Annotated in this window: 13 protein-coding genes; 6 read left to right on the forward strand and 7 right to left on the reverse strand. The window is 46.7% G+C overall.

Going from position 1 to position 15,208, the window contains the following annotated elements:
- Window positions 1-24: 24 nt before the first annotated feature.
- Together sucD and sucC are read right to left on the reverse strand one after the other, a co-directional pair.
- Window positions 25-909 (reverse strand): succinate--CoA ligase subunit alpha, encoded by an 885-nt coding sequence (sucD, locus tag LEP1GSC061_RS04685; RefSeq protein ID WP_016544963.1) that lies wholly within the window; start codon window positions 907-909, stop codon window positions 25-27.
- A 25-nt stretch (window positions 910-934) separates the two neighbouring features.
- Window positions 935-2,107: an ADP-forming succinate--CoA ligase subunit beta gene (gene sucC / locus LEP1GSC061_RS04690; protein WP_016544476.1), complete on the reverse strand. Its 1,173-nt coding sequence runs from the start codon at window positions 2,105-2,107 to the stop codon at window positions 935-937.
- 427 nt (window positions 2,108-2,534) lie between these two features.
- Here sucC and LEP1GSC061_RS04695 point away from each other — a divergent pair, with 427 nt between their 5' ends.
- The gene (locus tag LEP1GSC061_RS04695; RefSeq protein ID WP_016544584.1) at window positions 2,535-4,025 is read left to right on the forward strand and encodes a lipoprotein; all 1,491 of its coding nucleotides are present in this window, start codon (window positions 2,535-2,537) and stop codon (window positions 4,023-4,025) included.
- A gap of 125 nt (window positions 4,026-4,150) precedes the next feature.
- Here LEP1GSC061_RS04695 and LEP1GSC061_RS04700 read toward each other — a convergent pair whose 3' ends face one another.
- Window positions 4,151-4,597, reverse strand: coding sequence for a DoxX family protein (locus LEP1GSC061_RS04700; RefSeq protein WP_016544653.1), 447 nt, complete (start codon window positions 4,595-4,597; stop codon window positions 4,151-4,153).
- A 391-nt stretch (window positions 4,598-4,988) separates the two neighbouring features.
- Here LEP1GSC061_RS04700 and LEP1GSC061_RS04705 point away from each other — a divergent pair, with 391 nt between their 5' ends.
- The gene (locus tag LEP1GSC061_RS04705) at window positions 4,989-6,128 is read left to right on the forward strand and encodes a DUF819 family protein (RefSeq protein ID WP_016544917.1); all 1,140 of its coding nucleotides are present in this window, start codon (window positions 4,989-4,991) and stop codon (window positions 6,126-6,128) included.
- Window positions 6,129-6,380: 252 nt separating this feature from the next.
- On the opposite strand, the gene ruvA is transcribed toward LEP1GSC061_RS04705, so the two are convergent.
- The 3 genes from ruvA to LEP1GSC061_RS04720 all read right to left on the reverse strand — a co-directional run bounded on the left by ruvA (window position 6,381) and on the right by LEP1GSC061_RS04720 (window position 9,259).
- Window positions 6,381-7,019, reverse strand: a complete 639-nt coding sequence (gene ruvA / locus LEP1GSC061_RS04710; protein WP_016544365.1) for a Holliday junction branch migration protein RuvA — start codon at window positions 7,017-7,019, stop codon at window positions 6,381-6,383.
- 6 nt (window positions 7,020-7,025) lie between these two features.
- On the reverse strand, window positions 7,026-7,979 hold the full coding sequence (locus LEP1GSC061_RS04715; RefSeq protein WP_375517452.1) for a hypothetical protein: 954 nt from the start codon (window positions 7,977-7,979) through the stop codon (window positions 7,026-7,028).
- Window positions 7,980-8,155: 176 nt separating this feature from the next.
- Entirely contained in the window at window positions 8,156-9,259 is a 1,104-nt protein-coding gene (locus LEP1GSC061_RS04720; protein ID WP_016544239.1) for an MBL fold metallo-hydrolase, read from the reverse strand.
- A 151-nt stretch (window positions 9,260-9,410) separates the two neighbouring features.
- Here LEP1GSC061_RS04720 and LEP1GSC061_RS04725 point away from each other — a divergent pair, with 151 nt between their 5' ends.
- The gene (locus tag LEP1GSC061_RS04725) at window positions 9,411-10,397 is read left to right on the forward strand and encodes a fatty acid desaturase family protein (protein ID WP_016544615.1); all 987 of its coding nucleotides are present in this window, start codon (window positions 9,411-9,413) and stop codon (window positions 10,395-10,397) included.
- Between the two features lie 11 nt (window positions 10,398-10,408).
- A complete protein-coding gene (locus tag LEP1GSC061_RS04730) occupies window positions 10,409-13,537 on the forward strand; it encodes an efflux RND transporter permease subunit (protein WP_040508063.1) in 3,129 nt (1,042 codons plus the stop codon).
- A 56-nt stretch (window positions 13,538-13,593) separates the two neighbouring features.
- On the opposite strand, the gene LEP1GSC061_RS04735 is transcribed toward LEP1GSC061_RS04730, so the two are convergent.
- Complete coding sequence (locus LEP1GSC061_RS04735) at window positions 13,594-13,923, reverse strand: hypothetical protein (protein ID WP_016544579.1); 330 nt, start codon at window positions 13,921-13,923, stop codon at window positions 13,594-13,596.
- On the opposite strand from LEP1GSC061_RS04735, the gene pyrB reads away from it, so the two are divergent.
- Together pyrB and LEP1GSC061_RS04745 are read left to right on the forward strand one after the other, a co-directional pair.
- Window positions 13,909-14,835 carry an aspartate carbamoyltransferase gene (gene pyrB / locus LEP1GSC061_RS04740; protein ID WP_016544435.1) on the forward strand — a complete coding sequence of 309 codons (927 nt, stop codon included), beginning with the start codon at window positions 13,909-13,911 and terminating at the stop codon, window positions 14,833-14,835. The two genes, LEP1GSC061_RS04735 and pyrB, sit on opposite strands and share 15 nt — an antisense overlap.
- Before the next feature lie 11 nt (window positions 14,836-14,846).
- Window positions 14,847-15,206 carry a DUF2203 domain-containing protein gene (locus LEP1GSC061_RS04745; protein ID WP_016544759.1) on the forward strand — a complete coding sequence of 120 codons (360 nt, stop codon included), beginning with the start codon at window positions 14,847-14,849 and terminating at the stop codon, window positions 15,204-15,206.
- Window positions 15,207-15,208: the final 2 nt, after the last annotated feature.

The raw sequence follows: 15,208 nt of genomic DNA on the forward strand, positions 1-15,208 counted from the left end.
CCTCCTTTCGGATTTAGACCCCGATTAACCGATGGCCTTTTTCATTTTTTCGCCGACTTCGGCGATGGATTGGCAAACGGAAATGCCCGCATCCTGCATAGCTTTCATCTTGGAAGAGGCTGTGCCCATTCCTCCGCTGATGATAGCTCCTGCGTGTCCCATTCTTTTGCCCGGTGGCGCGGTTTGACCCGCGATGAATCCTACCACAGGCTTCTTCACATTCGCCTTGATATAAGCCGCAGCCTCTTCTTCGGAAGTTCCGCCGATCTCACCGATCATCACGATTCCTTTGGTCTCGGGATCTTCGTTCAGCAGTTTGACCGCTTCAGTATGGTTCATACCAGGAACCGGATCCCCCCCGATTCCGATCACGGTGGATTGCCCCAAACCGTGCTGGGACAACTGGGCTACGGATTCGTAGGTCAAGGTTCCGGAACGGGAAACGATTCCGATGGATCCTGCTTGGTGTATGAAGCCGGGCATAATCCCCATCTTAACGTTGTATTTCGGAGAAATGATTCCAGGACAGTTCGGACCGATAAGGCGGGTCTTAGAACTGCGAAGAGCGCTATATACCTTCAGCATATCGTGTGTTGGAATTCCCTCGGTGATACAAACGACTAAAGGGATCTCGTTGAAAATACCTTCCAAGATCGCGTCAGCCGCGAAGGGAGGGGGAACGAAGATGATCGAAGCGTTTGCACCTTCTTTTGCTATTGCGTCCTTCAGGCTGTTGAATACGGGAACATGCTTACCTACTAAGTCCGCTTTCTGGCCACCTTTACCTGGAGTAACCCCGCCGACCACATTGGTTCCGTATTCGATCATTTGTTGGGCGTGGAAGGAACCTTCCTTTCCGGTAATCCCTTGGACCACGACTCTTGTATTACTATCTACTAATACTGCCATATGTATTTAAGTTAACCTTTATTCTTTACTTAATGGCTTCCGCCACTTTTTTCGCCGCGGTGCGAAGATCATCTTCTCCGATGATGTTCAGTCCGGATTCGTTCAGGATTCTCTTACCTTCTTCCGCGTTCGTTCCTTTCAAACGAACTACGAGAGGAACCCCTATGTTCACAGCTTTAGCGGCTTCGATGATTCCTAGAGCTACTCTGTCGCAGCGAACGATTCCGCCGAAGATATTGATGAAGATCCCTTTTACGTTCGGGTCGCCTAAGATGAGTTTGAATCCGTTGGTTACCGTGGTTACGTTCGCTCCACCGCCGACATCCAGGAAGTTAGCGGGCTCGGCACCTGCCAATTTTACGATGTCCATGGTAGCCATTGCAAGACCGGCTCCGTTTACCATACAACCGATGTTTCCGTCCAGCTTCACATAGTTGATATTGTATTCGCTGGCTTGCACTTCCAGAGGATCCTCTTCGGATACGTCTCTGAATGCGGCGTTTTCTGGATGGCGATACAATGCGTTCTCGTCCAGATCCATTTTACAGTCTCCGGCAACGATCTCGTTTTCTTTGGTAAGAATGAGAGGATTGATTTCTAAGAGAGATGCATCTTCTTTGATATAAGCGGTGTAGATGGAAGCGAGAAGAGCCTTAAAGGATTTATGAGCTTCCAAAGGAAGTCCCAGATCGAAAGCCAATTGAGAGGCTTGGTTCGGTTGGAGACCGATTCCCGGATCTACGGCGATTTTAAGGATTTTTTCGGGATGAGTCTCGGCGACCTCTTCGATCTCCATACCGCCTTCGGTGGATGCCATAATGATGGTCTTACGAATAGCGCGATCCAAAAGGATACTCAGATAGTATTCCTTTGCGATATTGATTCCTTGTTCCAGATAAACTTTGAGGACTTTTTTTCCTTCCGATCCGGTTTGAGGAGTGATGAGTTGCATACCAAGGATCTTGTCCACGGCCGCGAGCGCATCTTCTTTGGTCTTGGTGACCTTAACTCCGCCGCCTTTGCCTCGTCCACCCGCGTGGATCTGAGCCTTGACGACTACTACGGAACCTCCCGTTTTGGAGGTTACTTCTTCGTGAGCTTTCGCTCCGTCTTCTTTCTTATCGATAACTACGCCGAAAGGAACTTTGGCGTTATGGCGTCTCAGGATTTCCTTTGCCTGGTACTCGTGAATTTTCATGAATCAACCTTATTTTTTGGGTGTGAGGTCGCGTTTGGAATGCTTTTTCTAAGGATTTTACGGGGAAGAATCCTGTCCATCCCCTTTCGGAAAGACTTAGAAACAAGAGATAAATCCCGGATTTTACTTATGCTTAGGTCGGGGAATTTCGAGTTCTCTTTTCGTTCATCCGAGAGGAACCGATCTCAGGACAGACCCTATTCTTCTCGAACCCGACTCCCGAATACTTTGGCTTTTCTTCTTTAAATTTCGCAGCTTTCCCTTTCTGCGGAGAAGGTTTGCTCAAAGAATATTGAACGAGGTCCCAAGAGATTGGTCAATATGACAGATTTTATTTCCATTATAGCATAAACGGAGCTGCTTCTCTGAGCATTACAGGGGTTTTGGGGGAAACCGTAGGAACACCTACAAAAAACAGGAGATACATATGAAGGTGCTATTTCAGAAAATCGTCTCCCCGGCGGTTCTTCTCTTTTTGGTCGCTTGCGACGGAGGAGGTTCGGGAACGAATTTAGGGCTTTTGGCCGGAGTATTGGGAGGAGCTTCGATTCCGGTAGCGACTGCTTCGGATCTGACGAACGAATCGGCGGCCGATTATAACGATAACCAATGGGGACTGATTACCGGGACGCGTTTGGAGTCTTGGGTCAGCGATTGGCAAAACAATAAGCCGGCTCATATTACCGGCAAGCTCGTGATTCTGCAAAGCAGTCTCGCGAATAATTTCTCGGGAGATACAAGCGGCAGATCCTATATTAAATCGGATAATGCGAACGGGGTCTATGTTTATCATCTGGACGATTTTCAATCCGGATTCCGATTCAATCAGCAAAGAGATACGGGACTTATCAAGAATTCCGTCCGTTACCAAGCGGACGGGGCCACCGTGGATCTTTGGCTGAAATTTTACGGAATCGATCTGAGTAAAGACTTGGTTGTATTTGCCGTAGGAACCGCGAACAATAACGGAACGGCTTATTCGAACGGATCCCAAACCCAGGACGTGACCAGAGGAATCTATTGGTTGAAATATTGGGGAGCGGATACCAAACATCTGGCGATTTTGAACGGAGACATCCGAGTTAATTTTACGAATGCGACGTACCTGGATGCGAACAAGGATACCGCTCCTCTGGATAACGGAGGTTTCAGTGTGAAGCAACTCCGGGTGGATCAAACGATCATCACTCTGACTTTGGAAGATGTGATTCAGATCGTGAAGAATAACGGTTCCGCTTCTATTCCGGGGATTACCGAAACCCAGATCATAGTGGATGCAAGACCTGCCGCTCAATACAACCAAACCGTGGGAATCACGAATAGCGGGGCCAATCATATTACGACCGCTTGGAACGATTCGGGAGCCCCGGCTAGCGGAACCGCGGGAACTCCTAAAAAATACGTTCTATTCGAGACCCGTTTGAAGGGAGCGAAGGCCTTTCCTTGGGCGTCTCTATTGGATGCTTCCTCCACAGGATATCGTTTCTTGAGTAAGGCTACACTTGCGGGAACGTTTGCGAGCACAGTATCGGGAGTAGGAGCCAGCTATGTTGCCGGTGCTACCATCGTTTCACAATGTCGTACGAATTTCGAGGCTCAGGTAAACGGATTTGCTGCTCAGAATATATTAGGATATCCTACAGTATTCTACGATGGGTCCTTAGTGGAATGGACTTCTTTAGTGGCAGATTATCCGGACGGAACGGAAGGAACGAGCTTTAATAAGCTTTCGCTCACTTCTCCATTTAGAACGGACACGGTAGATTTAAGCTACGCTCCTAGCGGGAATATAAATTATAATTCCTATGCGAGTGGAGGAGCTTCTTCTCCTTACGTTACGGTTGCCCAGGCAGACGTGGATCCGACCGCCACGACTACTAGGAAAGCGCAATGGGCGGATAAGGCCTATAAATATTAAGAATCCAGAATGGAGTAGCGATAGAGGAGGAGAGAATCCCCTCTTCTTCTCTTGAAATAAAAAAACTCCCTGGGCGGAAAACGCCGGGGGAGTTTTCGGATCGAAACGAATTTCGACGGATGTTTTTAGAATAAGGTAACCAGGATTTGGTCTAGAGAATAAGCTCCTCCACCGGTGATTCCGAGAGTGATGGCGGCACCGACGGCAAGCAAATGGAACTCGTAACCTTCTCCTTTTTGAGCGCCGAACCAGTTAATGAAGAATCCATGCTCCTTATGTACGAGGAGGGCGGCACCGAGCATAATGATCCCGATGGAAATCGCCGAGAAACGAGTGACGAGGCCCAGGATGAGAGCGACGGAACCTAAGGATTCGCCTATAATGACTAGGAAAGCGATGATTCCGGGAAGACCTGCGGATTGGGTAAAGTAACCATAGGTGCCTTTGAAGCCGTAGCCACCGAACCAACCCAAAAGTTTTTGGGCTCCGTGTGGGAAAATCACGAGTCCCAGGGTCAGTCTGAGGACCAGAGGGGCGATATCGTTACTGGTTGCGAGTAATGTCTCTAACATTTGAATTTCTTCCTTTCCCCGTTCAATGCTTTGTGGGGTAATAGTTTATTCTTAAACTATATTACTTTGAATGTGAAGTATTTCTTACAACTCTTTTTCCCTTCGGTCGGTTTTTTCCGAAAAAAACAAAAGAGTAGAATAGTGAGTAGTTCGAATTCTTCGCTTTTCTATCGATTTTGACGTTTTTCGGTGGAATGGGCAAGGTTGAGGGAGTTCCTACCATTCTGAGGACTCTGAGAAGAATAGTATCTATTTGTCGAATGGATTGAGCAGTCACTGATAGGAAATTCAATATAACGGAAATTATTCTGTTATTCCTGGGCTTGTGAATCCAGATTAGTGAGAGATACTTTGTCCCAAAAAATCCAGGACCTCGTAGAGGAGAGATTCTTTGTCCGAGCCATTCTCTATTCTGATTTCTATCGTTTTCGCATCATTCTTGTTAGGCTTTCCTTGGGTCGCAAACCGACTTTCCGAGAAATACAAATGGGCCGGTTTTTTCGGGCCTGTGGTGATCTGTTATGTTGCGGGGATTCTTCTTGGGAATTTGGTTCCGGGGGGATGGCTTCCGAAGAATGTTGCGGAAAGGGTTTCCGAACTTTCCATACCCATCGCGATTCCTCTACTTCTTGCTTCTTCCGATTTTTTAAAGGGGATCCGAGAGGCCAAGGTTGCACTTTTCTCCTTCTTTCTTTCCTGCCTGGCCGTGGTAATTTCCAGTAGCGTATTCGGTTATCTATTCGCCTCCTATCATCCCGAATCTTTTAAGATAGAGGGAATGCTGACAGGATTGTACACGGGGGGAACTCCGAATCTGAATGCGATCGGATTGGCTTTGGATGCGGGACGCTCCACGATTGCTCTCGTGAACGCCGTGGATCTTGTCGTAGGAGGAACTTACCTGCTGTTCCTACTCAGTTTCGCTAAGAAGGTATATTCGATTTTCTTAAAGCCTGAGGAGGAAATCGTTCCTAACTTGGGAGAAGAATCCGCATCGGAGTCGGGGATAAGACCGATCTCCCGCTTCGGGATAGGTTTGGCTTTGGCCGTGGTCGGGTTCATACTTTCCATCGGAGTCTCGATTCTCGTTTCGGGCGGAATTTCTCTTCCTATTCTTCTTTTGGGAATTAGTAGCTGGGGAATCGGGATTTCCTTTTCTAAAAAGGTAAGAAATCTGAACACTTATACTTTCGGAAGTTATTTTATTCTAATATTCTCCGTGGCCATAGGATATTTGGCGGACTTAAGGTCTCTAGTGAACGATGCACCCGTCGTATTCGTGATCGTTTTGTCCACCATGTCCGGGGCCATTCTTCTTCATTTGCTTTTCGGAATTCTCTTCCGGATTCCTGTGGATACTTGGATCATTACCTCGGTTTCCAGTATCTACGGTCCCGTCTTCGTCCCTCCCGTTGCCGCCGCCATCCGGAACCAAGGAGTCTTGATTTTAGGAATCTTAACGGGACTCGTCGGATATGCGGTAGGAAATTATTTGGGACTCGCGGTGTATTGGTTTCTTGCGAATCGCTGAAGAAGCGATACGCAGTTGAAATATTGAAGGCCTGGGTTTCTCTATCAAAATAGGATCTATTTTGCGAATTCAAAGCTTCTATTCTAAACCCGGCCGTGCATTACTGAACGGAAATTCCATTCCTCCGCCGCATTCTAAAAGCGCCCCCACCCATGTCTCCGGTTTGTACCGAGCTTTCTTCTTGCTGTCGGAATGGAAATTCCGTTCAAGAGTTTAGGAATACCAATGGAATTGCCGCAGATTCTTTGCATCTTATAGAGATTTCAAGATCTCCCGGATCAATTCTCCTGTATCGGTAAAGGATTGTTTTTTTAGAATCTTTTCCACTTCCTTGAGAGCCGACTTATCGTCGAATCCGAGTTGCACCAATGCCTGAACTGCGGTTTCTTTGAAGCGATCTTCCGGACTAGGAAGGCGTTCTGCGGGGATTTCTAGGGAAGCGGGATCCTGTGGAGATTTCTCCAAAAACAATTCCAGCTTCTTTAGATTCTGTTTTACTTCAAAGAAAATCTTTTCGGAAGTCTTGGCTCGGACCTTAGGAATCTTTTCGAGCTCCTTGGCTTCTCCCGAGGACGCGATTTTATGTAATTCCCAAGGACTGAAAAAGGAAAGAACCTTAAGAGCGGTCATCTCTCCGATTCCGTGCAACCCTTTCATTACCTTGAAGAATTCCTTATCCCTTTCCTGTAGGAACCCGAAGAGGCGTTGGCCTCTTTCGTTGATGGAATGGTGGATATGCAGTCTGATTTCCTTTTTACCGGAAGAGATCAGATCCTTCAATTCCCAATAGGTTTTGAAAGAAATCGTCACCTCATAAGTTACACCCTGCACATCGATATGTGCGGATCCTACCTCTAATTTAATGATATTGCCTTGTAGTCCGGAAATCATTTCGGATTAGAACATCAGTCCTGCGGACACGATCATTTCCACGAATCCGAAGTTCTGAGTGGCCCTGTCTTTTGATTTACCGTTCGTGAGAATATTCGTCAAATCGATATATCCTCCCTTGGCTCCGAATTCGAAGAAAAACGATTTCAACATATCCAATCTTAAAGCCGAATAGCCGGAGACTCCGTATCCGGAAAGATGGAAATGGTTGTTCTTTCCTTGTCCGAATAGACGAACGTCGCTTCGGCAAATCACTGGGCCACCACCTACGGATCCGACTAGGCTCAGCGCATTTTCTCCGCTCTGAGAGATCCAAAGAGGAGCAACATATCCTACATCTACGAAAAGATAATTCAGACCGTCCGTATGTTCGAACTTCAAAAAGTCCGGGGTGATATTGATGGTCTCTCCTCCGTGATACCCCGCGAATTGATTCAGGTGTTCCGGGAACAGATATAAATACGGAGCCGACTCGAAGGAAGTTGCGTATCTGGCCGCAGCGATCGCTAGAGGATCGATGTATCCGGAAATATTCGCGGCCTGTCCCTTGGACATCACGTATTTCATATGATCCTGTCCGAAGGTGATGAATAAGTTATCCTTAATGTAATAGGTAAACTTGATATTATATTGCGGAATCTCCCAGAGGGACGGGTTGAAATAAACGTCTCCTTTGAACGGCTCCGGTTTGTCCCTGGCAACTACGTCCTTGAGAGTAAAATGGTAACCCGGTCCTCGGAAATTGATATCGCTTTGCGTATAAGAATCGCGGTTATAACCCCATTGGAAGGACCAGAGACCTTTTCTCTGATCGACTCTTCGATCCGCTTTTTTACGTTTTTCCTTTTCTTCGTTTTGTTCCTCTTGCGATTGGACCTGGACGCTTCCAGGGCCATTCACGCTTTGCCCTAAAATCGGGAGGGATAAGGATGCGATAAGTATCAGAAGAATATAATATATCTTTGCTATTTTCATATTTATGCGTTCGTTCCGCTTGGAGTCATTCGGATCGGCCTCTCCTTGGGTCGGTAGGACCAGAATTCCAATCCGAACGAAAGAATCCATGTTTTTTCCGATTAAACCGTAGTACCTTATTCCATTAAGCTCTACCTGAGATTCGTTTCCGGAAAAACCGACTAAAGATCGATTCCTGTGCCTATGCCCCAAGGAAGAATGCGGACCCCTTCATGGACTCCCCAGGAGATTCCTGTATAAAGTGGGTGGATTCCTTTCAAATCCGGAGTTTCCGGAAAGCTTAATCTTTGTCTCAGATCTAGCATAGGTTCTTGGGGTAAATCGTCTCCCAGGGGGAAGGTTCCCCAGTGTATCGGCGCAAATGACTTTGCTCCCAAATCTTTAGAGGCTAGTAAAGCTTCCGTTGGACCGATATGCGCGTATTTCATAAACCATCTGGGTTTATAGGCTCCGATCGGGAGTAGGGCTAAATCCACCGGTTTACCGAGTCTTTTGGAGATATCCTTAAAATGAGAAGAATAGCCCGTATCCCCCGCAAAGTATACAGTTCTGCCCTGAGACTCTATCGCATAACTTCCCCAAAAATATTGGTTGGTATCCCTAAGCCCCATTCTGCTCCAATGGTGGGCCGGTAAGAATACGATTTTTACGCCTTCCCTGGAAGTGATCTGTCCTAGCTCCTGGGTCACTGTGGCGCCTAACTCTTCCTCCTCCGCGAATTGTTTCATTCCGGAAGGAAGAAGTAACTGTAGATCCGGGTTTTTCGCTCTCAAAAAACGTAATGTATCCCGGTCTAGGTGATCCCTATGTGCATGGCTCACGAGAACGAAGTCCACCTTAGGTAAAGACTCTTTAGGAATAGGAAGTTTAATGAGTCGATCCACTAAGATCGGAGCCTCGAAAATCGGGTCCGTGATTAAGTTGATCGTTTTTCCGTTTTGAGTGGAAGAAATCCATACGGTCGCATGTCCCAACCAGACCACTCTCACTTTTCCTTCCGGTGCGATGAGGTCCTTTGCGGTTCTCTCGAAAAGTAGAGGCAGTTCGTTCGTGAGACCTTCCACAGCCGGAGGATCCTTGGGACCCCAGAGTTTCCAACGAAGAATGTCGATCGGCGACTTGCCTTGCAATTCTTCGTCCGGATCCAGATTATGATAACGACCGTCGCGATAGCTGGGAGACTTGATCCGGTCCGGATCCAAAGGAAAACAATAGAATGAGGATAGGATGATCCAGAGTAAGAAAATCCGAGAGAAGAATATCATATTGGTCTTTTGGACCGAATCCGCTCCGCTTGGGAGCCTATTTTTTTCTCGAAGAAAGGAATTTTAAAGAATTCTCTTGGAAATAAGTTAATAACTTTTTTCGAAAATAGGGTTAAAACCGACCGTCGGTTCATCGGGTTAGGAGCCAAGGATGCTTGCAGAAATTCACCCCGTATTTCCACCTATCCACATGGAAGCATCCGCACCCTCAAGAGATCTACCTTTTACCGAAAATCGGATTTTTTCCATAGGTATTCTTCTTCTTTTTGCGGGCTTCCATTATATCCTTCCCTGGCTTTGGAAGGTTGGGAGCGGTTGGGAAACGAAGGCTCTCGCTTGTGTCTGGATCCTCGCCTCCGGTCCTTTTTCTTATACTTTTTGGAATCTGATCCACGAGAGCATCCACGGAAATTTTTCTAATCGTAGGGAGACCAATCATTTCTGGGGTCGTTTACTCTGTGTGGTCTTCGGAGCTCCTTATTCCGTTCTTAAATCAAGCCATCTCATGCATCATAAATTCAATCGAGAACCGGGAGATCGTATCGAGTTTTACGATCCGACTTCTTCCCGTCCTAGATGGCTGCAGAGTTGGAATTATTATTTTAGGATCACATTGGCGACTTATCTTTTCGAAGTGGGGACGGGGTTGCTTTTATTTCTTCCTAAAACATGGACGAGACCCGTAACGGAAAAATTCACGCAGTATCCCATTGAAGAAGGTTTCTTTAAATGGATTTATCGCCCCGAGGTCTTGCGGGAATTACGTATCGATATGCTTTGGATTCTGGTCTTTTACGTTCCTTCCTTTTGGTTGTTCGGTGAGAGCGCTTGGATTCCATTATTCATGTTAGGTCTTCGCTCTTTTTTTATCTCATTCTTCGATAACGCCTATCATTATGGAAAAGAAATCGACGACAAAAATTCCGCGTATAATCTGACTCTTCCAGCCCCGGTTAGCGCCTTTTTCCTGCATTTTAATTATCATCGAATCCATCATAAGTATCCCGGTTGTCCTTGGATTCGATTGCCCAAACAGATGGAAGTTTCGAAGGACAGTTGGGATAAAAGCTTTATCGATCAGGCCTGGAGCCAATGGTGCGGTCTCCTGGATCCGATAGATGGGAAAAATACAAAGTAAATAGAAAAAATATGAGAACATTAATTCAGTCGTTTATTCATAACCGACTTTTCATGTATCTTGGAGTAGCATTTATCTTTATCGCAGGGGGAATGTCTCTCTGCGGTTTGCGAAGGGATGCGTTCCCCAATGTGGACATGAAACAACTCGTGATTACCACTAAGTTTCCCGGGGCCTCTCCGGCGGACGTAGAGTTGCGCGTAACGTATCCGATCGAAGAAAAGATCAAGGAGATAGACGGGATAGACGAAATCCGTTCCTTCTCCAGGAACTCAGTCTCAGATATAGACGTCCGAGTCAGCCTGGACGAAAAGGATCCGGAAAAGGTCCTGGATGAAATTCGGAGAGCCGTGGATAATGCCATTTCCGAATTCCCGGTACAGGTGACGGAAAAACCTAAAATCACGGAAAGAAAATCGGGTTCTTTTCCTATCATGGACTTTTCCGTGTACGGCGGGAAGGACGAGATAGAATTGCATACCGTCGCCGAATTCATAGAACTGGAATTGGAAAAAATCCCGGGGGTGGCTCGGGTGGACGTATTCGGAAAACGTGATAGAGAATGGCATATTCTCGTAAATGCGGACCGATTGAAGCAGTATTCTTTGGATTTATCCGATATCACTCAATCCATCCGGAATCGAAATATCAATCTTCCCGCGGGCTCCGTGGATTCTGAAGAGGCGTTCGATCTTAGAATAGACGGAGAGTTCAAACAACCCTCCGAAATAGGAAAGATTCCCGTTCGGACCAACGATCTTTTCTCTACGGTTCGGATAGGAGATATCTCCAGGGTGGAGGACACCTTCGAATACCCTCGCTTTCTCGCCATTGCGAACGGTAAACAAGGTCTTATTCTTTCCGTAATCAAAAAGGAGAAAGGGGACGCGATCGAAGTAGCCGATCTGGTTCAAAAAAGATTGGCGGAATTGGAGAAAACTTTTCCGGAAGGAATCAAAACCTTCAAGCTGAACGACGAAGCGGCCAGAACCAAGAATCGTTTGAACGTGGTGTCTTCCAATGCTCTCATCGGATTCTTGATCGTTTTCGGGATCCTGTTTTTATTTTTGGATTTCCGAACCGCAACCTTGACGTCCATGTCGTTGCCTCTTTCGATGCTTATGACGTTTGCCGTCATTCCGTTCTTCGACGTTTCCTTCAATATGATCTCCATGATGGGACTCATCATCTCTCTCGGGATGCTCGTGGATAATTCCATCGTGATCTCGGAAAACATATACACTTATCTCGGGGAGAAGATGGATAAGACTTCCGCGGCTCTGAAAGGGACCACGGAGATGGTGATTCCGATCTTCGGATCTTATCTCACCACCGTGGCGGCGTTTCTTCCTATGCTATTCATGTCCGGCATCATGGGAAAATTCATCTGGCAGATTCCGCTCGTAGTGATCGTAGCCTTGACCGCGAGTCTTATAGAATCTTTCCTATTCTTACCCGCGAGGATTGCAGCTTTCGCTAAGACTCCGGAAGAATTGAAGAAATCTTCCGGACTTAGATTGAAATTGGATGCATTCTTCAATCGCATGGAGGAGGGATTTTCGAATTTCGTCGCAATGACGATCCGGAATCGTTATAAATCCTTCGCTACGATTATGCTCCTGGTTCTGGGTTCCTGTGGAGCCATGTCTCGAATGGATTTCATTCTATTTCCTAAAGAGGACATAGAGATCTTCCTAATTAAAGCGGAGTTTCCTCCTTCTTCTCGGATTTTCCAGACTCGAGAAAAGATGAAATACATGGAAGAGATCCTGAAAAAGATCCCTAAGGACGAGTTGGTCAGTTATTCCACCAAAATAGGAGTGCAACAGACGGATCCGGACGATCCTCTTTCGAGATTCGGAGAAAACCTGGCCGTGATCATGGTATACCTGACTCCGGAATCTAAAAGAAAGAGAAAGGCTACAGATATTCTTAAATCCATAGAAGGGGATATCCGTAAGACTCCCGGATTATCCGACGTATATTTGGAGGAAATGGCGATGGCTCCTCCGATCGGGGCTCCTATCACCATCGGTGTTTTAGGAAAAGATTATGAAGTTCTTAAAAAAGTGTCTTCGGAGCTTCAGTCTTTCCTGAAGGGAATCAAGGGAGTCCATTCCGTTCGGGACGATTTCCGATACGGCCGAAAACAGATGTACATCAAACTCGACGAGGGTCTGGAGAGCTTCACGGGAGTTTCCACTTTTGCCGCAGCCAATCTTTTAAGAACGGCGTACGACGGAGAAAGGGCCGGGAACGTCAGGAAAGGAAAAACCAAAATATATCTGAGGGTCATGTACGACAAAAACTTCCGGAAGAACCCTGAAGAGGTGAAAGCGATTCCTCTTAGAAACAAGGCGGGAAATATCACAAACTTGTCCAAGATTTCCAAAATGGACCTGCGAGAATCTCCCGAGCTATTATCGCATAGGGATTTCGAGAGAGCGATTACGGTTAACGCGGATATTCGTTTGGAAGAAGGGACTACCGCGCATGAAGCCAATCAAAAGGTGGCGGACGAATTCAAGCCGTTGATCGAAAGGCAGTATCCGGGAGTCTCCATCGTTTTCGGAGGAGAGGAAAAGGATACGCAAAGATCTATGGCATCCTTGGCTAAGGCGGGAGTATTGGCGCTCGCGGGGATTTTCATCATTCTCGCTTTGACCTTACAGAATTTCTGGAGACCTTTTTTGATACTTAGCACCATTCCTTTGGGAATTGTAGGAATCGTGATCGGATTTCCTTTGTCGGGAAAGGCGATCAGCTTCTTGGCTATGATCGGTATCATAGGACTTGCCGGAGTATTGGTGAACGCTTCCATCGTTCTTGTGGATTGCATAGACTCCTTGGCCAAAACTTCTCCCAAGGCTCCTTTGGACGAAGTGCTTATGGAAGCTAGCCGCAGAAGATTTCGTCCGATTCTTCTCACTACCTTGACTACGGTGGCCGGATTGCTTCCGACCGCATACAGTGTGGGCGGATCGGATCCAGTTTTGATCCCTATGACTCTAGCTTTGGGTTGGGGACTCGGATTCGGAACCCTGGGTAGTTTACTCTATGTCCCAGTGACTCTTTCCGTTTTCCAGGATCTTAGAAGGAGATTAGGATTTAAACCGAAGACGACTCCATTACACCATTAGAAAATTCTTCTTCCTCTCCGTTTTCTATTACGGGGAGGAAGAGCTTCTATTCTTTATTAAGCCTGGTTTTGGGAATCAAGCCAAGCCTTTCCGGCCCGTTTCATTTCTTCGGCAACGAGTTGCAGTTCCTCCAGGCGCCGGATTCTTTCAGTAGGGGTTAATTTCAGACTCTCACGGATCAGGCTTAAATCCAGATCCTTTTTATATAAATCGATGATTTCCTGGATGGAATCTTTTTCCGTCATGGGGAGAAGCCTGCCCTTGGGATATTTCCTTTCGGAAACGGGGAAAGTCTTTTTTAAATATCGGTCTTCTGGTACCGCTTCGAATTCTCTTGCCTCCGTTTCCTCCCGAATCAATCTGTCCAGAAAATGGCGTACGAGCATAAGAATATCCTAGATACGGACCAGTTCACCAAAGAGGACCTGGACTTTCTCGTGGAAAGAACGAGAGAGATGGAACGCTTGGTGGAGCAGAATAAGGCTTTCGGAATTCTGGAGGGAAAACTTCTGGCTTCCCTTTTCTTCGAAGCATCCACTCGAACACGACTTTCTTTCGAGGCGGCTATGGAGAGACTTGGGGGAAGGGTGCTTTCCACGGTCGGCTTTCAATTCTCCTCCATCTCTAAGGGAGAAACCTTATACGATACCATGAAGATGATCGATGCCTATGCGGATATAGCCGTCATCCGTCATCCTGTGGAAGGTTCTTCTAGAATTGCGGCAGGAGCGGTTAAGATTCCGGTGATCAATGCGGGCGACGGAGCGGGACAACACCCGACCCAAGCCTTGTTGGATCTATACACGATCATTTCCGAAAAAGGAAAATTGGACGGACTCGCTCTGGCATTCATCGGAGATCTGAAATACGGAAGGACGATCCATAGCTTGATCAATCTTCTCCGCCATTACAAGGTGCATTTATATTTGATTTCTCCTCCCGAGCTGGCCTTGCCCGAGTCCTATAAGAAAGGCCTTTCCGGCTTTCCGATCAGCTTTGAAGAATCGGACGATATCAAGAAGGTTTGGGAATGCGATGTGGCCTATGTGACTCGGATCCAAGAGGAAAGATTTCCGGATCATAAGGAATACGAGAGACTCAAGGAATCCTTTAAGGTGAATAAGGAACTCATTCTTGCGTCCAAAAAGGACACTACGATTCTGCATCCCCTCCCTCGTGTGAACGAACTCTCTACGGATGTGGACGATCTACCGAACGCGGCTTATTTCCGACAGGCGAAATACGGAGTCGTGAGTCGAATGACCTTACTCTGTCTTTCTCTGGGCGTCAAATTCTAAAACGGGGAAGAATGGAACGTAAAATCTGGACATACGAAGAAGCTAGAAAAATTCTACCCTATGTCCGATCCATCACGGAGGAATTTTACGAGGACGTAGGAAGAATCCAGAAAGAGATCAAGGAAGGGCTCTATCAGGAAAACGAGCAGGAAGCCAGGGAAGAAAGGGTAGAGTCCCTTCTTATCGATTGGTCTTCCAAGATCCGAGAACTGGGGATCGAGGTCAAAGGTCTTTGGCTAGTGGATTTCGATAACGGGAAAGGATACTATTGTTGGCATTTGGGAGAAGAGGATCTTCTCTTTGAACACGGATACGACGAAGGATTTGCGGGTCGCAAACCCATTCGAGATTTTGACGAGGAAAACGAATAATA

The sequence above is a fragment of the Leptospira wolffii serovar Khorat str. Khorat-H2 genome (assembly GCF_000306115.2).
Classification (GTDB): Bacteria; Spirochaetota; Leptospiria; order Leptospirales; family Leptospiraceae; genus Leptospira_B; species Leptospira_B wolffii.

Excerpts from the sequence above, each read along its gene's own strand:
- LEP1GSC061_RS04730 (WP_040508063.1), top strand. The coding sequence starts at position 10,409 with ATGAGAACATTAATTCAGTCGTTTATTCATAACCGACTTTTCATGTAT.
- LEP1GSC061_RS04695 (WP_016544584.1), top strand. The coding sequence starts at position 2,535 with ATGAAGGTGCTATTTCAGAAAATCGTCTCCCCGGCGGTTCTTCTCTTT.
- LEP1GSC061_RS04700 (WP_016544653.1), bottom strand. The coding sequence starts at position 4,597 with ATGTTAGAGACATTACTCGCAACCAGTAACGATATCGCCCCTCTGGTC.
- sucC (WP_016544476.1), bottom strand. The coding sequence starts at position 2,107 with ATGAAAATTCACGAGTACCAGGCAAAGGAAATCCTGAGACGCCATAAC.
- LEP1GSC061_RS04725 (WP_016544615.1), top strand. The coding sequence starts at position 9,411 with ATGCTTGCAGAAATTCACCCCGTATTTCCACCTATCCACATGGAAGCA.
- LEP1GSC061_RS04720 (WP_016544239.1), bottom strand. The coding sequence starts at position 9,259 with ATGATATTCTTCTCTCGGATTTTCTTACTCTGGATCATCCTATCCTCA.
- LEP1GSC061_RS04735 (WP_016544579.1), bottom strand. The coding sequence starts at position 13,923 with ATGCTCGTACGCCATTTTCTGGACAGATTGATTCGGGAGGAAACGGAG.
- pyrB (WP_016544435.1), top strand. The coding sequence starts at position 13,909 with ATGGCGTACGAGCATAAGAATATCCTAGATACGGACCAGTTCACCAAA.
- sucD (WP_016544963.1), bottom strand. The coding sequence starts at position 909 with ATGGCAGTATTAGTAGATAGTAATACAAGAGTCGTGGTCCAAGGGATT.
- LEP1GSC061_RS04745 (WP_016544759.1), top strand. The coding sequence starts at position 14,847 with ATGGAACGTAAAATCTGGACATACGAAGAAGCTAGAAAAATTCTACCC.
- ruvA (WP_016544365.1), bottom strand. The coding sequence starts at position 7,019 with ATGATTTCCGGACTACAAGGCAATATCATTAAATTAGAGGTAGGATCC.